Genomic DNA, 18,006 nt, shown 5'->3' with positions numbered 1-18,006 from the left:
CAAAATAAAAGCGCTGAATTATATTCAGCGCTTTTATTTTCTTTAAAATTAATGCTGTGAAGCATTAACCCCACAAAAAATTCTGCTCTTTTAGAACATTCTGATTCAAATACCAAACAAGAATCAAACCGTCTATTGAACTATCTGTATTCACTGTATCTCTCAATGGGTTATGGCGACAGAGGGATAGTTATATGCGTTAATTACCATATAACTAACAGAGTTATCCACACATTAAATTTTGTGGATAACTCTGTTAGTTGTTTGGAAATGGTCTTAAAAAAAAGAGTATAAATAAAGATCTTATTTTTATTTAATGATCGAAGGTTTTAGTGCCTTCTTTTATCTGTATGATATTTAAGGATTTAATGTTTTGTATGCATTATTCTTTAAAATTTAAAAGATCTTTTTGCTTGACTTCTTTGATCCTAATCATATTCCTGTCTTGTGTTTAACTTTTCTATATTTTGAATTGTTTAGTCTATCTAATAATGTTTTCCACATTTATTACGATCCACCTCAAACTTTGTGAACCGTAACCATGCGGTGTATAAAATGATTACCTATCTCTAAGCATCTCTTGGTAAACCCTTTTCAATAATACGGATAAGGCGTTGTTCTTTTCTATTTTGATTTACTTGCAGAGAATGTTGCTGCTCTATTGCCCAATTTAAATGAATATCTAAATTAGTGTCTAAGCCTAGTTTATCGTTTAATGCTGAAATAATGATCTCAGAATGTGGTGCATTTCCCATCGCAATAGAGATATTACGTAACCATTGTAAATGACCAATACGGCGAATTGCTGAGCCTTCCATGTTTTTTAAGAATGTTGCTTCATCCCAAGCAAATAGAGAAAGCAAATCGGCGTTATTCAATGAATCCCTACGATGAAAGTCGTTCTGTTGTGTTATTTCTGCTTCGCGGTTCCAAGGACAAACAAGTTGGCAATCATCGCAGCCATAAATGCGATTCCCCATTAAAGATCGAAATTCTTCTGGAATGACATTGCTATTTTCAATCGTGAGATAAGAGATACAACGTCGAGCATCAATAACTCCGTTATCTAATATCGCATTCGTTGGGCATGAAGTAATACAAGCGGTGCATTTTCCACATTGATTTTCAAGAGGAGTATCAACGGGGAGTGGAATATCAACTAACAGCTCACCTAAAAAGAACCATGACCCTGCATCTTTATCTAATAACAGCGAGTGTTTACCTGTCCAACCAAGCCCCGCTTTTTCTGCTAATGGTCTTTCTAAAATAGGGGCAGAATCCACAAAAGGTCGATAGCCGAGTTCTTCAACTTCAGCTTCAATTTTTTGACCTAGCTTTTTTAATTGGTTGCGGATAAGTTTATGGTAATCACGACCAAGAGCGTAGCGGCTGATATAAGCTTGGGTTGAATCACTTAAATTGCTAGCAAATCCAGCTTCTGGAGGAAGATAATCCATACGAGCACTGATGACTCGGATAGTTCCAGGGTGAAGTTCAGCTGGTCTTGCTCTCATTACGCCATGACGAGCCATCCAATCCATAGAGCCATGATAGCCAGCATCAAGCCATTGCTCTAAAGCGGCTTCATGTTGAGATAAATCGATGTCACAGATCCCGACCTTTTGAAAGCCGAGTTCTTGTGCCCAAAGTTTGATGTTATTAGCGAGTTCTTGATAGTCAATTTTCACAAGGAGATTACATTTTTTTATTACAGTATAATGAGTAAAAGTTTATCATATAGCCAAGATAACTCGTAATTTGATACTGCTAGTAAAAGCACTATTGAGTGATAGATATAAATATAGAAGATAGCTTGTGTATAAACATTCACCATATTAAATTGTGAATCTGATACCAAGTCTATTAATTTAGACAATTAAAATAGTGAAACTAGTGAATAATGGAACGCTTTGAATTTAATTTAGCTACTGAAGACGATACTGTCGAATTTGGTAGACAGCTTTCTCAAGCTTGTAATCAACAAACCACCATCTTCCTGCATGGTGATCTTGGGGCAGGTAAAACGACCTTTAGCCGAGGATTTATTCGTTCATTAGGTCATGTCGGCAATGTAAAAAGCCCAACATATACTCTAGTTGAACCTTATGAATTGGATAAGTGGCAAGTATATCACTTTGACCTATACCGTTTAGCTGATCCTGAAGAATTAGAGTTCATGGGTATTCGTGATTACTTTACCGATGATGCAATCTGTTTAGTTGAATGGCCTGAGAGAGGACAAGGGTTATTGCCTAATCCCGATATTGATATTGATATTCGCTACGATGGTGAAGCTCGTCATGTTGTGATTACTGGCAATAATGAGTATGGATGTAGTTTAGTGCAGCGGTTGGATTTGTGTTAATCGGTAAATATTTTCGAGTTATTTGGTATTCGTTATTTGTTGTTTTATCAACAAGTAGTTTTTTTGTCTCTGCTAATACGCTTGAGGGAATACGAGTTTGGCCTTCGCCAGATGAAACCCGCATTGTTATCGATTTAAATTCGGAAGCAAATTACAGCTATTTTACGCTGAGTAGTCCGTATCGTTTAGTGGTAGATCTTAAAAATACCAACGTAAAAGCGAAACTACCTCTAAGTGTGAAAGACAGTAAAGTTCTTACTAATATAAGAAAAAGCTCTTCTCCTTCAAAGGGGACGACACGTCTTGTTTTTGAATTAAAGCATGCAGTTACAGCGGAAGTTTTTAAGCTATCCCCAACTCCTGGCGGGCAGTATGGACATCGCTTAGTGATGGATTTACCTCACTCAGGAATAAGTGCTCCTAAGTCTACACCAAGTAAACCTACGCAGCCTTCAAAGCCAATAATCAATTCTAATACCAATCATATTGTTGGTAATGGAGAAATTATTATTGCTATTGATGCTGGGCATGGTGGGGAAGACCCCGGCTCTATTGGCCCAACAAGAAAGTATGAGAAGCACGCGACTCTTGCTATTTCTAAGAAGGTGGTTGCTCAGATAAATGCACAACCAGGCATGAGAGCGATCATGACCCGTAGTGGCGATTACTTTGTTAATTTAAACAAACGTACTGATATTGCTCGTAAAAATAAGTCTCACTTATTGGTTTCAATTCATGCGGACAGCTTTAGATCACCACAGCCAAGAGGGGGATCTGTTTTTGTTCTTAATACACGTAGAGCGAATACAGAGATCGGTCGTTGGGTAGAGCAGCATGAAAAACAGTCTGAATTACTTGGTGGCGCAGGTGATGTTTTGGCAAAAAATAGTAATGATCGAAATGTAAGTCAAACGCTATTAGATTTGCAGTTTAGTCATTCGCAAAAAGAAGGTTATAAGCTAGCGACAGACGTTTTATCTGAAATGGGTAAAGTAATTAAGCTTCATAAAAAGGCGCCTGTTAATGCGAGTCTTGCGGTATTAAAGTCTCCTGATATTCCTTCTATTTTGATTGAAACTGGTTTTATATCGAACCCGACAGAGGAGAAACAGCTTTTCCAACGTGGGCACCAAGATAAGATTGCTCGAGCGATTTCTAAAGCTATTATTCGCTATCTTAATGATAATCCGCCTCAAGGAACGTTACTGGCAAGTAAGCAAGAACAAACAACACATAAAGTTCGTTCTGGGGAATCACTATCACGTATTGCACAAAAATACGGAACAACAACAGCAAAACTTAAGAGCGCAAATAAACTGAAAAGTACAAGTTTAGCGGTTGGGCAAATATTAAAAATCCCAAGCAATAAATCGGTTTATGTTGCCCCTAAAGTATCGACACCAAAAACGAAGCCATCAGTGACACAATCACGTAAAACGATTACTCACACGGTTCGCTCTGGGGAATATTTAGGTAAGATAGCATCGAAATATAAAGTATCGACAAGTAGTATTCGTTCATTGAATCGACTTAAGTCAGACACTTTGTTTGTAGGTCAAAAATTAAAAGTAAGTATTGTTGCTCCAATTCAAAAGCATACGGTGAAACGTGGTGAATTCTTAGGTAAAATTGCGACTAAATATGGAGTCACCGTTTCTAGTATTCGAACAGCCAATAAGTTACGTTCAGATAAATTGGCTGTAGGACAGGTGCTTATAATTCCAAACAGTTAACAAGGATAAGGTCATGCCAATTCAAATCTTACCAGCTCGATTAGCCAACCAAATAGCGGCTGGTGAGGTTGTGGAGCGCCCTGCATCCGTTGTTAAAGAATTGGTCGAAAATAGTATCGATGCGGGAGCAACTCGCATCGATATTGATATTGAGAAAGGTGGCAGTAAGTTAATTCGTATTCGAGATAACGGCTCTGGTATCGCTAAAGATGAATTGACTCTAGCCTTGAGTCGTCATGCTACTTCTAAAATTACCACTCTTGATGACCTTGAAGCGATTGTCAGTTTAGGATTTCGTGGTGAAGCACTTGCGTCGATAAGTTCCGTTTCCCGTCTTACATTAACCTCTCGAACGATAGCTCAAGAAGAGGCATGGTCAGCATATGCTGAAGGTCGAGACATGGATGTAAAATTGAAGCCAGCAGCACATCCTATTGGTACAACGATAGATGTGGTTGATCTTTTCTTTAATACACCAGCTCGTCGTAAATTCCTCCGTACTGAAAAAACAGAATTTACTCATATTGATGAGTTACTTAAGCGTATTGCACTTAGTCGATTAGATATTACGATTAATCTGCGTCATAACGGTAAACAAGTGCGCCAATATCGAGCTGCTCAAACTAAAATTCAAGTTGAAAAGCGCCTTGCTGCAGTGTGTGGTTCTAATTTTCTACAACATGCGTTAGAGGTTGAGTTAGAGCATGGCGAGTTAATCTTCCATGGTTGGATCTCATCTCCTGAAGGCGCTCGGGCACAAGGTGATATTCAATATTGCTATGTGAACGGCCGTATGATGAAAGATAAGCTAATTAATCATGCTATTCGACAAGGTTATGAGTCTTCATTATTAGCGAATCAATATGCCGCGTATATTTTATTTATTGAGATAAATCCACATGATGTGGATGTAAATGTGCATCCTGCAAAACATGAAGTTCGCTTTCATCAAGCGCGTTTAGTTCATGATTTTATTTATCAAGCCATTTATGGGGCATTACAGCAAGGTGCAACATTGCCTCGCACTAAATCTGGTGAAGACAGTGAATCTCTAATTGAGGATAAGGAAGCGTATTTTCCTCCAATGAAAGAGTATGTTCGTCAATCTCAACAAGATCCGATTGAATCTTATCAAAGTAAAGAGGAACAGCTAAGGAATGCGGTGGACTCTACACCAAGTTATCCAAATAAAGCACCATCAGATTCTTGGGTTTCAAGCACAGTTGCTCCTTTAACCTCAAGCTCTTCAGTGTCAAGGAAGAGTGCTCCTCGTTCTTTTCAAAATGATAAACCTTCTCAAAGAGAGCTTAATCAATATAAGACGTTATTAACAACGAAAGATAGGGAGATGAAATCATCATTTCATCAAGTTAATGAAGCGAAGTTAAATACGACTACCGATATTCCAATAATAGAAAAATACGTTCCAACAGTGAGTGTTGTTTTAGATAGCAATGCATCATTAGGAAAGGTGTTAAGTGTGGTAGAAAAGGTCTTTGCTTTATTGCAGCAAGGGACTCAGTTGCAATTGGTTGATTTACGTTATGCTGAATTTTTAAAAAGTTACGGGCAACTTAATAGTATTCATATTGAACCGTTAAAAGCTCAACCTTTATTAATCCCACTTTCGGTCGGTGTTGAAGATGGAATATGTAATAAAGTATTAGATTACGTTTCTTTCTTGAAACCTCTCGGTATTGATCTTAAAGTTAAAAATAGTACTAACGTGATCGTTATGGCGGTTTGTCAGCCGATCAGACAGCAGAATTTACAACAATTGATCCCGAATCTGTTAAGGTATCTAAAGGACGTCAATCCGTCACTTGAACAGGTTATAACTTGGCTTGCTCATCAAATTCAACATGAAGAAGCAAATTATAGTACCGCTCAAGCGATACAATTAGTGATGGAATTAGAGCAGTTATGGGGAGAAAAACTCTCTCAGTTTAATAAAAAACTGCTAAAAAACATCGATATTACTCAGGCGATACAAGCATTTAGTCATGAATAAAGCATTACCACAAGCCATCTTTTTAATGGGACCGACTGCGTCAGGTAAAACAAACTTAGCAATTGAATTGCGAAAACGTTTTCCTGTAGAGTTGATAAGCGTAGATTCAGCCCTTATCTATAAGGGTATGGATATTGGTACAGCAAAACCAAATGAAGCGGAACTTTTACAAGCACCTCATCGTCTTATTGATATTCTAGAACCGACGGAAAGCTATTCAGTAGCAGAATTTCGTCGTGATGCGCTAAAAGAGATGGAAGACATTGTTGCTCAAGGAAAGATACCTTTATTAGTCGGTGGTACAATGTTGTACTACAAAGCACTACTTGAAGGTCTTTCGCCATTACCAGCAGCGGATGCTGACATTAGAGCTCAAATTGAGCAAGAAGCGGAGAATCTTGGGTGGGAGGCTATGCATGATCAATTAAAACAAATTGACCCTATATCAGCCGAGAGAATTCATCCAAATGATCCACAACGACTTTCCCGAGCGTTGGAAGTATTTCGAATTTCGGGTAAAACATTAACAGAATTAACCCAAATTAAAGGTGAACCTCTACCTTATGAAGTGCATCAATTTGCGATTGCACCGAAAGAGAGAGCAGAAATTCACCGTCGTATTGAACTACGATTTGAGAATATGATGGAAGCTGGTTTTGAAGAAGAAGCTCGAGCATTATACGAACGAGAAGATCTTCATGCTGACTTACCGTCTATTCGATGCGTAGGTTATCGACAAATGTGGGACTATTTTGATGGGGAAGGCACATTAGATGACGCAATTTTTCGCGGAGTTTGTGCGACCCGTCAATTGGCCAAGCGACAAATTACCTGGCTACGTAGCTGGAAAGAACTAACTTGGCTGGATAGTGATAACATTGATAGTGCCCTACAGACGATCTCTGATCGTTTAGAGAAAAAATAAGCACAATAATGTATCAATGTTGTTTAACTTCAGAGCGTTTAGTCATAAGCTAAAGGCTAATAGCTAAATAAAATTACAATTACAAACCAAAAAGGAAAAAAAAATGGCTAAAGGGCAATCTTTGCAAGACCCATTTTTGAATGCGCTGCGTCGTGAAAGGATTCCAGTGTCTATCTATTTAGTAAATGGGATTAAATTACAGGGGCAAATCGAGTCATTCGATCAATTTGTTATCCTATTGAAGAATACAGTAAATCAGATGGTATATAAGCATGCGATCTCTACTGTAGTTCCAGCTCGTGCTGTAAGCCATCACACTGCAAGTGATCGCCCACAAGGCGAGCGTCCACAAGAAACAACTGAAGAATAGTCCTATTCTATTATTGAATAGATGGCCTATTAAGGAGTTAATGCTTGTTTGACCGTTATGAATCCGGTGAACAGGCTATTCTTGTGCATATTAACTTCACTTATGAAGGGGAGTTGGAAGATCTCAACGAATGTAAAATGTTGGTTTCTTCTGCGGGGGTAAACACATTGGCTGTTGTGACGGGAACCCGTCAATCCCCACTCCCTAAATATTATGTAGGTGAGGGTAAGGCACTAGAAATTGCCGATGCTGTTCGAGCTAATAATGCGGACATTGTGATTTTTAATCATGCTTTGTCCCCAGCTCAAGAACGAAATTTAGAACAAATATGTCAATGCAGAGTAATCGATCGAACAGGATTGATACTCGATATATTTGCTCAGCGAGCACGAACCTATGAAGGTAAGTTGCAAGTTGAACTAGCACAATTACGTCACATATCTACTCGATTAATCCGTGGCTGGACGCACCTTGAACGCCAAAAAGGCGGAATTGGTTTACGTGGTCCTGGTGAAACTCAATTAGAAACCGATAGACGACTATTGCGAGATCGCATCAAAGCAATTCTACGTCGATTGGCTAAGGTTGCAAAACAGCGTGAGCAAGGTCGCCGAGCAAGGCTCCGTGCTGAAATTCCAACGATTTCGTTAGTCGGATATACCAACGCAGGGAAATCTACGTTATTTAACCGAATTACTGAAGCTGGGGTTTATGCCGCTGACCAATTGTTTGCTACGCTCGATCCTACATTACGTAAGATTGAAGTCGCAGATGTTGGTGTTTCAATACTTGCTGATACCGTAGGTTTTATTCGTCATTTACCACATGATCTTGTTGCTGCTTTTAAAGCAACATTACAAGAAACGCAAGAAGCTAATATCTTGTTACATGTTGTTGATGCGAGTGATGAACGTTTTCGTGAGAACATTGAGGCAGTAGATATTGTTCTAGAAGAGATAGATGCCCATGAGGTACCTTATCTTCTCGTAATGAATAAGATTGATAACTTAGAAGATCAACAACCGCGAATTGAACGTGATGAGGAAGGGGTTCCTCGATGTGTTTGGGTTTCAGCAATGGAAGGCCAAGGCATTGAATTACTCTTTCAAGCATTAACGGAACGATTAGCAGGACAAATGGTTGTGCACACGTTGCTATTACCACCTGGTTTGGTTGGGCGTCTTCGAAGTAAGTTCTTTCAAATGCAAAGCATTATAAAAGAAGAATATCAGGATGATGGCAGCTTGTTGATTGATGTACGTATGCAGCAAGTTGATTGGTCTAAGTTAGAAAAACGTGAAGAGACTCCATTAAGTAATTTTTTAATTACTAATGAGAGTACACAGAATTCTTTATCTTCATAATTACCTTGGAGTTTTCTAATGGCGTGGAATGAGCCTGGAAATAACAACAATAATGGCGGTGGCGATAATAAAGACCCTTGGGGTAATAAAAATCGTGGCGGTCGTGATCAAGGTCCACCAGATCTTGATGAAGTATTTAATAAGCTAAGTCAAAAACTGAGCGGTAAGTTTGGTGGTGGCAATAAAGGCGGAAACAATAAGGGTGGCAGTGGTCTACCTTCATTTGGTAATGGTGGCGCTGTTGGCTTAGGCCTTATTGCTGTTGTCGCTATTGGTATTTGGGTTTTCTCTGGTTTCTATACGATTGGTGAAAGTGAGCGCGGTGTCGTTTTACGTTTAGGTAAATACGATCGTATGGTTGATCCAGGTCTAAACTGGAAACCAACATTTATTGACCAAGTGACGCCAGTAAACATTCAATCAATTCGTTCATTAAACTCAAAAGGATTAATGCTAACGAAAGATGAGAACGTTGTAACTGTTGAAATGGGTGTTCAGTACCGTGTTGCTGATGCAAGAAAATACCTATTCACAGTAACTAATGCAGATGACAGCTTACGCCAAGCAACAGACTCTGCACTACGTGCCGTTATTGGTGACGCGAAGATGGATGATATTTTGACCAGTGGTCGTCAAGTTATCCGTCAACGTACGCAAGAAACACTGAATCGTATTATTGATAAATACGATATGGGTTTAATTGTTGTTGATGTCAACTTCCAACTAGCTCGTCCACCAGAAGAAGTGAAAGCATCATTTGATGATGCTATCGCAGCTCGAGAAGATGAAGAGCGTTTCATTCGTGAAGCAGAAGCATACAGCAATGATATTCTTCCTAAAGCGACAGGTCGTGCTGAGCGTCTGAAAAAAGAAGCTCAAGGTTATACTGAACGTACAGTCAACGAAGCTATTGGTCAGATTGCACAGTTTGAAAAACTATTACCTGAATACAATAGAGCACCTGAAGTTACTCGTACTCGTTTGTACCTAGATACAATGGAACGAGTATACGGTAATACAAGTAAGGTTCTGATTGATTCTGAATCAAATGGTAACTTGTTATATCTTCCACTAGATAAAATTACAGGTAATCAGCAAGGTTCAGTGAAGTCATCTCCTAAAACATCAACATCATCATCTAAGAATTATGATTTTGAGTTAGAGAAGAATGGACAGCCAGATTCAAAGACTAATACTACTGGTCGTAACTCAACTCGTGAAGGGAGATATTAATCATGCGTAAGTTAATGATCCCAACGCTTATCGTTGTTATCGCTATTTTCTTAATGTCACTGTTTGTGATCCCAGAAGGCGAGCGCGGTATTGTTACTCGATTTGGTCGTTTGATTAAAGATGATAATAATATTACACGAATTTACGAACCTGGTTTGCATTTTAAAATGCCAATGTTCGATCGTGTTAATACGTTAGATGCTCGTATTCAAACAATGGATGATCAATCAGACCGTTTTGTAACTTCTGAGAAAAAAGACGTTATTATCGATTCATACGTTAAATGGAAGATCAAAGATTTTGGTCAATTCTACCTAGCGACTGGCGGTGGTAATATTTTAACAGCAGAATCACTATTACAACGTCGTGTATCTGATGGCTTACGAGCTGAAATCGGTAGTAAAACGGTGAAAGAGATCGTTTCTGAGAAACGTGAACAAGTAATGGCAACTGTGCTTCTTGATTCTCAAGAAGGCACGGGTGACTTAGGTATTGAAGTGATTGATTTACGAATCAAGAAAATCAACCTACCAGAAGAAATTTCTGAATCGATTTACCGTCGTATGCGTGCAGAACGTGAAGCGGTTGCTCGTAAACTACGTTCTCAAGGTCGTGAAAAAGCAGAAGTAATTCGTGCTCAATCAGAACTTGAAGTAGCAACGATCATTGCAGAAGCGGATAAAACAGCACAGATTACTCGTGGTGATGCAGATGCGAAAGTTGCAAAACTGTATGCTGATACGTTTAATAAAGAGCCTGAGTTCTTTAGCTTTATCCGTTCATTGAAAGCATATGAGAGATCATTTAACAGTAAGAATGACATCTTAGTACTTGATCCTAAGACTGACTTCTTCAAATATATGAATGATCCAAAAGGTGCGAAATAAGTCTAGTTTTAGATTTTAATTCATCTTAATTAACAAGGTCCTTCGGGGCCTTGTTTTGTTTCTGCTAGATAAATATAGAAAAGGTAAATGATGAGTAATGCAGTATGGTTAGCGATTGGTGGTGTACTTATCGTTGAAGGTTTAGGTCCGTTAATTGCTCCTAATGGGTGGCGTAATATGGTCGCTCAATTGAGTGAACAACCGGATAATACATTGCGCCGTATTGGCGGCTGTTTAGTTGTTGCCGGTGTTGTTATTTGTAGTGTGATGCTTTGAGTTTTTGCATAAATACAAAATCGTCACCTTGTTTTTTATTTTATTTGGAAAATAAATAATAGAATTGTTTATATTGACAGCGCTTTATTATGAAAGTGAGATTTCGCTTAAAAATAACTGAAACATTTTTCTATCAATGCTAGAATCCATTTTTAACTAACAAGCAGACTTTGGAAAGATGGGAAATAACGTAGTCGTTCTGGGCACCCAATGGGGTGACGAAGGTAAAGGTAAAATAGTAGACCTTTTAACTGAAGATGCAAAGTATGTGGTTCGCTATCAAGGCGGTCACAATGCAGGCCATACTCTAGTTATCGACGGTGAAAAAACCGTTCTACACTTAATTCCATCAGGTATCTTACGTAATAATGTCGAATGCATTATTGGTAATGGCGTAGTACTTTCACCTGATGCTTTACTAAAAGAAATGGCGCCACTTGAAGCGCGTGGCATTCCAGTTCGTGAACGCCTATTCATTTCTGAAGCTTGTCCTCTAATTCTTCCTTACCACGTAGCGCTAGATCAAGCGCGTGAAATCGCACGTGGTAACAAAGCAATTGGTACAACTGGTCGTGGTATCGGTCCTGCGTACGAAGATAAAGTATCTCGTCGTGGTCTACGTGTTGGCGATCTGTTTGATAAAGTTGCTTTTGCTGAAAAACTAAAAGAAGTAATGGAATACCATAACTTTGCATTAGTTAATTACTACAAAGTAGACGCAGTAAGCTATGAAGAAGTTCTTGAGCAAGCAATGAGCTATGCTGATCTACTTACTTCAATGGTTATTGATGTTACAGATACTCTTGATGCTGCTCGTAAGCGTGGCGACAAGATTATGTTTGAAGGTGCTCAAGGTACGCTTCTAGACATCGACCACGGTACTTACCCTTATGTAACGTCTTCTAACACGACTGCTGGTGGTGTTGCTGCTGGTTCTGGTTTTGGTCCTCGTCACTTAGGTTATATCCTAGGTATTACTAAAGCATATTGTACTCGTGTAGGTTCAGGTCCATTCCCTACTGAGTTATATGATGGTTTAGAGAAACAAGATCCAGTTGGTAAGCACTTAGGTGATGTTGGTCATGAATTTGGCGCAACAACAGGCCGTTTACGCCGTACTGGTTGGTTTGATGCCGTTGCTATGCGTCGTGCAATTCAAATCAACTCTCTATCTGGTATGTGTCTAACTAAACTAGACGTATTAGATGGCCTAAAAGAACTTAAAATCTGTACTGGTTACAAGATGAATAATGGTTCTGTACTAGAAGTTTCTCCAATGGCTGCTGAAGCGTTTGAAGAAGCAACACCAGTATACGAAACTATGCCTGGTTGGTCTGAAAATACATTTGGTGCGAAAACAATTGAAGAGCTTCCACAAGCTGCTCTAAATTACGTTAAGCGTATCGAAGAATTAACAGGCGTGCCTATTGATATTATCTCTACTGGTCCTGACCGTAACGAGACAATCATCAAAGTACACCCATTCCAAGCTTAATCGCTTAGAGAATGAAGAAAGGCCAGCTCATGTAGCTGGCTTTTTTATATCTGGTGTTTTAATTATTAGTTCTACCCCTCCCCATAAAATCTCTGAATTTTCATTTAATCAATAACTTATAAAGTATGGGCAAAAAATTGCCACTTAGGGCAAATTTTGTCTAAAGAACTTGCCGCTTACGTCGATACAATAAATACAGTTATAAAGAGTTGATGAATTATGAAACTACGACATCTCGTAGCAGCTTGTATGGTAGCACTTGTGCCCATGCATGCTTCTAGCGAAGAGATCGGAGAACCGATCCCTATTTATACCGAAAACCAACTGTTCCGACTGTTTGATACGAATTCACACTTAAATCGTGTGAAGGTAGTGGATAATTGTCAATTGGTTGAGGATATCGTTGCGCGAGCAACCAAGATTGATTCACCCGCTTATGAGTTCCTTTATGGGGACATGTTAGCATGGGGGGTATGTGTGGACCGTGATGTAGAGTTAGGGCTTTACTACATGGAAAATGCAGCAAGGCAGGGCTTACCAGCAGCATTAGAACAAATTGGTCGATACTACGCCAAGGGTACATTGGTACAGGAGGATAGAGAGCGAGCAATCCCTTATCTGCGTGAAGCGGCAGGGATGGGCAATATTAACGCTCGTATTCATTTAGCGGAATTACTGCTTAGTGATTATGGTAGCCCGTTAGATTATGAAGATGCATACCGATGGTTATATAACTCGGTAACCTCTGATGGACGTCAACATAAACGAATTGCTAATTTGAGAAATGGATTAGAGATGCGCATGCCCGGTAACGTTATTGCGAGAGCAAAAAGGCGAGATACCTTCTGGTAGAACCTAAGTACTAATATTTAACTGTTTTTGTTAGATAGGTAATTTCATCAGCTCTAAAAACGCCCAGAGATAAACTATCGCTGGGCGTTTTTGCATTTTAGTTCATATCAATTTATAGAACTTTATGAGGACCAAAACATTCATAATGAATGCGATCTTCAGTAACACCTAGTTCAATTAACTGTTTGGCGACATGTTGCATAAAGCCCACAGGACCACAGAAATAATAATGGCCAGCATCAGAGACGATCTCTTCTTTAACGTCAGCTAAGTTAATTAAACCGCTAAACTGAAAGTCTTGATTTAACTTATCTGTTTCTTGTGCTTGGTTATACCAAGTGTACGCAGATATATGCTCGTGCTTTTCAGCTAAAGCAGAAATGTGTTGTTTAAATGCATGTTGAGAGCCATTTTCTGTCGCGTGCAGCCAAGTTACTTTTTCTTCATGCTGGGTAAGTGTTTCTAGCATAGAAAGAGTTGGAGTTAAGCCAACACCAGCTGAAATAAGCGTGACAGGTGTTGAGGCTTCTACATCTAAGAAAAAATCTCCAGCAGGCGCAGTAAGATTTACCTTATCGCCAACATTGAGTGAGGCGTGTAGATAATTTGATGCTTTACCACCTTCTTCTCGTTTTACTGAAATGCGATATGTTTTTTCTTGAGGCGTAGAAGATAAACTGTATTGACGAACTTCTTGGTTTTCGAATTCTTCAGGGTTTAAATAAATACCAATGTATTGACCAGGTTTAAATGATGATACAGCTAAGTCATCTGTCGGCATAAATGTAAAGCTAGTGATGAACTCACTTTCTTTTTCTTTTGCGATTAACTCAAACTCACGCAGTCCGCGCCAACCACCATCAAGAGCATTATTATCTTGATAGATTTGCTCTTCACGTTGAATGAATACATTAGCAAGAATACCGTAAGCTTCAGCCCACGCATCTAATACTTCTTGGCCTGGAGAAAACATCTCATCAAGCGTTGCGATTAAGTGTCCACCAACAATATTGTATTGCTCGGCGGTGATCATAAAGCTGGTATGTTTGTGTGCTATTTTTTCAACAGCAGGCAGTAAAACTGCTAGGTTTTCAATATTACCCGCATAAGCACAGATTGCATTGAACAGCGCCTCTCGTTGATCGCCGTTACGTTGGTTACTCATGTTAAAAATATCTTTTAACTCTGGATTATGAGTAAACATACGATCGTAAAAATGCGCGGTTAATGCCGGGCCGGTTTGTGCAAGTAATGGAATAGTAGATTTAATGATGTCGATAGTATTTTTGCTGAGCATGATTTATTACCTTTAAAGGTGTATTTATAATGTATGTTATAAGTTGTATCTAAAATATATCTTTTAGTCAAGAGAAGAATTACAATGAAAAAGAGATTAAGGAGAGGATATGCAGCTTACAAACTTTACTGACTTTGGCCTGAGGGCCTTGATATTCCTAGCTTCATTACCTAAGGATGAATTAACCAGTATTACTATCGTGACAGAAACATTTGATGTGTCACGTAACCATATGGTGAAAATAATAAACAAATTAGGTCAAGAAGGTTACGTAAAAACAGTTCGAGGAAAGAATGGGGGTATCTGTTTAGGGAAACCAGCTCATCAAATTATTATTGGTGATGTCATTCGTTCTATTGAGCCGTTACAAGTCGTAAACTGTGCTCCTGAATTTTGTCATATTACGTCGGCTTGTCGATTAAAAAGCGCACTCGCTAAAGCGAAGCAAGCATTTTTAGATGAGTTGGATAATTACAGCATTCAGGATATGTTAACTGACAACAGTGAATTACTGATTTTGTTACAACGAGTTTAGCTTGTAATTCCAGATCCTTTCCTATCTGTTGTTTCTATACTCAGGTACAATTACCTTATTATCTCCTCCGACTAAGCAGGTCAGCCTATGTCTAAGATTATTCAAAACGATCCTTTCAAAGATCGAGAAGCAGAAAAGTACGAGAATCCAATTCCAAGCCGTGAGTTCATTCTTGAATTTTTCCAAAAAGCAGAAGCGCCTTTAAATCGTAATGACTTATTCGAAGCCCTAGGTTTATCTGGTGAAGATAACTATGAAGGCTTACGTCGTCGTTTAAGAGCGATGGAGCGTGATGGACAATTAGTTTTCACTCGTCGCCAGTGTTATGCATTACCAGAGCGCATTGAAGTATTAAAAGGTGTGGTACTTGGGCACCGTGATGGTTTCGGTTGGATCCGTCCTGAAGGCAGTGTAGGTAAAGACAACGATGTACTTTTACCTTTCCACCAAATGAAAAAAGTTATTCATGGTGATGTGGTATTAGTTCAGCCAACAGGTACAGATAAACGAGGCCGTAAAGAGGGTCGCGTAGTACGTGTATTAGAGCCTCATAATGACGGGATTGTTGGTCGATTCTTTATTGAAGATGGCCTAGGTTTTGTTGTTCCTGATGATTCACGTATTAACCAAGACATTTTTATTCCTAATGAGCACAAAATGGGTGCTCGCATGGGTAATGTCGTTGTGATTAATATCACTGATCGTGGTGGCCGAGCTCGTGGTATGTCAGGTCAAGTTATTGAAGTTCTTGGTGAGAATATGGCGCCAGGAATGGAGATCGATATTGCACTGCGTACTCACAATATTCCTCATGTATGGCCTACAGCGGTTGACAAACAAGTTGAAGGCTTAGCAGAAGAAGTACCTGAAGAAGCAAAAGATGGTCGTGTCGATCTTCGTGAGTTGCCATTAGTTACGATTGATGGTGAAGATGCTCGAGATTTCGATGATGCGGTATTCTGTCAAGCGAAAACCTCTGGTGGTTGGCGTTTATGGGTTGCGATTGCTGATGTAAGTTATTATGTTCGCCCTGATAATGCATTAGACAAAGAAGCGATTCAGCGTGGTAACTCGGTTTACTTCCCTGCGCAAGTGGTACCAATGCTGCCAGAAGTATTATCGAATGGCTTATGTTCATTGAACCCACAAGTTGACCGTTTATGTATGGTGTGTGAGATGACAATCTCTGCATCAGGTAAACTGTCAGGCTTTAAGCATTACGAAGCGGTGATGAACTCACACGCTCGTCTTACTTACAACAAAGTAAGTGATATTCTTGATGGTGATGAAGAGCTAAGTCAACGTTACGAACCATTGGTTCCGCATCTTAAAGAATTGCATAACATGTATCAGGTGCTAAAAACAGCACGTGAAGCACGTGGTGCGATTGAATTTGAAACGATTGAAACCAAGTTTATCTTTAATGCTGATCGTAAGATCGACCGTATTGAACCTGTTATTCGTAATGACGCTCATAAGATCATCGAAGAGTGTATGATTTTAGCGAACATCGCGTCGGCTTCTTTTGTTGAAAAAGCCAAAGAGCCAGCACTGTATCGTGTGCATGAATCTCCTGGTGAAGAGCGTCTACAAGGTTTCCGCGATTTCTTAGGTGAGCTTGGTCTAAGCTTATCTGGTGGGTTAACCCCATCACCAACAGATTATGGTCAATTGGTACATTTGATTGCTGATCGCCCAGATAAAGAACTGATTCAAACGATGCTGTTGCGTTCAATGAAGCAAGCCGTTTACAACGCAGATAATCAAGGCCACTTCGGTCTAGCATTGAAGCGTTACGCTCACTTTACATCGCCAATTCGTCGTTACCCAGATCTATTGTTACACCGTGCAATTAAGTATTTAATTGCCAAAGAAAAAGGTCAGAATAACGATCGTTGGACACCAACAGGTGGTTACCATTATTCATTCGATGATATGGATGTATTTGGTGAGCAATGTTCAATGACAGAGCGCAGAGCAGATGATGCGACACGTGATGTTGCTGATTGGTTGAAATGTGAATACATGCAAGATCACATCGGTGAAGAGTTAGAAGGCGTGATTGCTAATGTCACCGGCTTTGGTTTCTTTGTTCGATTGAATGATCTACACATTGATGGTTTGGTTCATATCTCGTCTTTGGCAAATGATTATTACCAATTTGATGCTGCTGGTCAGAGATTAACAGGTGAAAGCTCAGGTCAGATTTTCCGTCTTGGAGATCAAGTTACAGTGAAAGTTGTCGCTGTTAACCTTGATGATCGTAATATTGACTTTGAATGTACCAGTTCGATGCGTAAAGCGCGTGGGCATGGTAAAACAGCCAAAGACAATGCGAAAAAACGCGATGGTAAAAAAGAGCCTCGTCGTGATCCAAGCTTTAAACCAAAAGCAAAAGGGGATAAATCTGAACCAAAAGGACGTGGTCAATTAGGCGATCGTAAATCCAAAGGCAAGGGTAAAGTAAAATCAAAAGCCCAAGCCATGGTTGAGCCAACAAAGCGTCCTGACGGTTCTGCTGAAGAGGTTAAGGCAAAGAGAAAGCCAAAACCAAAGCACAAGAAAAAAGTGCGAGCAAGAAAGCCTAAGCCAAAAGCTGAATAAGCAACGATTCGATAATGAGGTAGATTTACCTCATTAGAACTACTAATTTGTAATAGAAA

General features: G+C 39.4%; 15 protein-coding genes. 13 read left to right on the top strand and 2 right to left on the bottom strand.

What is annotated here, in order from left to right; genetic code table 11:
• Nucleotides 1-569 precede the first annotated feature (569 nt).
• On the bottom strand, nt 570-1,682 hold the full coding sequence (queG, locus tag BTO23_RS10885) for a tRNA epoxyqueuosine(34) reductase QueG (RefSeq protein ID WP_061012950.1): 1,113 nt from the start codon (nt 1,680-1,682) through the stop codon (nt 570-572).
• 218 nt (nt 1,683-1,900) lie between these two features.
• Here queG and tsaE point away from each other — a divergent pair, with 218 nt between their 5' ends.
• The 11 genes from tsaE (at nt 1,901) to motX (ending at nt 13,511) form a co-directional block, all read left to right on the top strand.
• The gene (gene tsaE, locus BTO23_RS10880) at nt 1,901-2,365 is read left to right on the top strand and encodes a tRNA (adenosine(37)-N6)-threonylcarbamoyltransferase complex ATPase subunit type 1 TsaE (protein ID WP_060992664.1); all 465 of its coding nucleotides are present in this window, start codon (nt 1,901-1,903) and stop codon (nt 2,363-2,365) included.
• Nucleotides 2,359-4,098, top strand: coding sequence for a LysM peptidoglycan-binding domain-containing protein (locus tag BTO23_RS10875; protein WP_061004805.1), 1,740 nt, complete (start codon nt 2,359-2,361; stop codon nt 4,096-4,098). The genes tsaE and BTO23_RS10875 overlap by 7 nt, the downstream gene beginning before the upstream one ends.
• A 13-nt stretch (nt 4,099-4,111) precedes the next feature.
• Nucleotides 4,112-6,109 carry a DNA mismatch repair endonuclease MutL gene (mutL, locus tag BTO23_RS10870; protein ID WP_105063483.1) on the top strand — a complete coding sequence of 666 codons (1,998 nt, stop codon included), beginning with the start codon at nt 4,112-4,114 and terminating at the stop codon, nt 6,107-6,109.
• A complete protein-coding gene (gene miaA, locus BTO23_RS10865; protein WP_061030325.1) occupies nt 6,102-7,034 on the top strand; it encodes a tRNA (adenosine(37)-N6)-dimethylallyltransferase MiaA in 933 nt (310 codons plus the stop codon). The genes mutL and miaA overlap by 8 nt, the downstream gene beginning before the upstream one ends.
• 103 nt (nt 7,035-7,137) lie before the next feature.
• Nucleotides 7,138-7,404: an RNA chaperone Hfq gene (gene hfq, locus BTO23_RS10860; protein WP_017022675.1), complete on the top strand. Its 267-nt coding sequence runs from the start codon at nt 7,138-7,140 to the stop codon at nt 7,402-7,404.
• 44 nt (nt 7,405-7,448) lie between these two features.
• The gene (gene hflX / locus BTO23_RS10855) at nt 7,449-8,768 is read left to right on the top strand and encodes a ribosome rescue GTPase HflX (protein ID WP_105063482.1); all 1,320 of its coding nucleotides are present in this window, start codon (nt 7,449-7,451) and stop codon (nt 8,766-8,768) included.
• 18 nt (nt 8,769-8,786) lie between these two features.
• A complete protein-coding gene (gene hflK / locus BTO23_RS10850; RefSeq protein WP_060992659.1) occupies nt 8,787-10,001 on the top strand; it encodes an FtsH protease activity modulator HflK in 1,215 nt (404 codons plus the stop codon).
• A gap of 2 nt (nt 10,002-10,003) precedes the next feature.
• Nucleotides 10,004-10,888, top strand: a complete 885-nt coding sequence (gene hflC / locus BTO23_RS10845) for a protease modulator HflC (RefSeq protein WP_060992658.1) — start codon at nt 10,004-10,006, stop codon at nt 10,886-10,888.
• Between the two features lie 90 nt (nt 10,889-10,978).
• The gene (locus BTO23_RS10840) at nt 10,979-11,164 is read left to right on the top strand and encodes a DUF2065 domain-containing protein (RefSeq protein ID WP_045101084.1); all 186 of its coding nucleotides are present in this window, start codon (nt 10,979-10,981) and stop codon (nt 11,162-11,164) included.
• Nucleotides 11,165-11,342: 178 nt separating this feature from the next.
• On the top strand, nt 11,343-12,659 hold the full coding sequence (locus tag BTO23_RS10835) for an adenylosuccinate synthase (RefSeq protein ID WP_060992656.1): 1,317 nt from the start codon (nt 11,343-11,345) through the stop codon (nt 12,657-12,659).
• Between the two features lie 219 nt (nt 12,660-12,878).
• Entirely contained in the window at nt 12,879-13,511 is a 633-nt protein-coding gene (gene motX / locus BTO23_RS10830; protein WP_105063481.1) for a flagellar protein MotX, read from the top strand.
• A 112-nt stretch (nt 13,512-13,623) separates the two neighbouring features.
• Here the strand turns inward: motX and hmpA are convergent, their stop codons facing one another.
• Complete coding sequence (gene hmpA, locus BTO23_RS10825; RefSeq protein ID WP_105063480.1) at nt 13,624-14,808, bottom strand: NO-inducible flavohemoprotein; 1,185 nt, start codon at nt 14,806-14,808, stop codon at nt 13,624-13,626.
• A 109-nt stretch (nt 14,809-14,917) separates the two neighbouring features.
• Between hmpA and nsrR the strand changes: the two genes are divergently transcribed.
• Both nsrR and rnr read left to right on the top strand, forming a co-directional pair.
• Nucleotides 14,918-15,343: a nitric oxide-sensing transcriptional repressor NsrR gene (gene nsrR / locus BTO23_RS10820; protein WP_061004794.1), complete on the top strand. Its 426-nt coding sequence runs from the start codon at nt 14,918-14,920 to the stop codon at nt 15,341-15,343.
• A gap of 87 nt (nt 15,344-15,430) precedes the next feature.
• Nucleotides 15,431-17,947: a ribonuclease R gene (gene rnr, locus BTO23_RS10815; protein WP_061012895.1), complete on the top strand. Its 2,517-nt coding sequence runs from the start codon at nt 15,431-15,433 to the stop codon at nt 17,945-17,947.
• Nucleotides 17,948-18,006 lie beyond the last annotated feature (59 nt).

This window comes from Aliivibrio sifiae, from assembly GCF_002954715.1.
Taxonomy (GTDB): domain Bacteria; phylum Pseudomonadota; class Gammaproteobacteria; order Enterobacterales; family Vibrionaceae; genus Aliivibrio; species Aliivibrio sifiae.
The sequence above is the reverse complement of the archived record's forward strand: the minus strand, read 5'-3'. Positions and strand labels throughout refer to the sequence as shown.

What these genes read in the sequence shown, in the direction of transcription:
- nsrR (WP_061004794.1), top strand. Translation starts at nt 14,918, where the DNA reads ATGCAGCTTACAAACTTTACTGACTTTGGCCTGAGGGCCTTGATATTC.
- hfq (WP_017022675.1), top strand. Translation starts at nt 7,138, where the DNA reads ATGGCTAAAGGGCAATCTTTGCAAGACCCATTTTTGAATGCGCTGCGT.
- hmpA (WP_105063480.1), bottom strand. Translation starts at nt 14,808, where the DNA reads ATGCTCAGCAAAAATACTATCGACATCATTAAATCTACTATTCCATTA.
- miaA (WP_061030325.1), top strand. Translation starts at nt 6,102, where the DNA reads ATGAATAAAGCATTACCACAAGCCATCTTTTTAATGGGACCGACTGCG.
- hflK (WP_060992659.1), top strand. Translation starts at nt 8,787, where the DNA reads ATGGCGTGGAATGAGCCTGGAAATAACAACAATAATGGCGGTGGCGAT.
- BTO23_RS10840 (WP_045101084.1), top strand. Translation starts at nt 10,979, where the DNA reads ATGAGTAATGCAGTATGGTTAGCGATTGGTGGTGTACTTATCGTTGAA.
- rnr (WP_061012895.1), top strand. Translation starts at nt 15,431, where the DNA reads ATGTCTAAGATTATTCAAAACGATCCTTTCAAAGATCGAGAAGCAGAA.
- motX (WP_105063481.1), top strand. Translation starts at nt 12,879, where the DNA reads ATGAAACTACGACATCTCGTAGCAGCTTGTATGGTAGCACTTGTGCCC.
- hflC (WP_060992658.1), top strand. Translation starts at nt 10,004, where the DNA reads ATGCGTAAGTTAATGATCCCAACGCTTATCGTTGTTATCGCTATTTTC.
- mutL (WP_105063483.1), top strand. Translation starts at nt 4,112, where the DNA reads ATGCCAATTCAAATCTTACCAGCTCGATTAGCCAACCAAATAGCGGCT.
- BTO23_RS10835 (WP_060992656.1), top strand. Translation starts at nt 11,343, where the DNA reads ATGGGAAATAACGTAGTCGTTCTGGGCACCCAATGGGGTGACGAAGGT.
- tsaE (WP_060992664.1), top strand. Translation starts at nt 1,901, where the DNA reads ATGGAACGCTTTGAATTTAATTTAGCTACTGAAGACGATACTGTCGAA.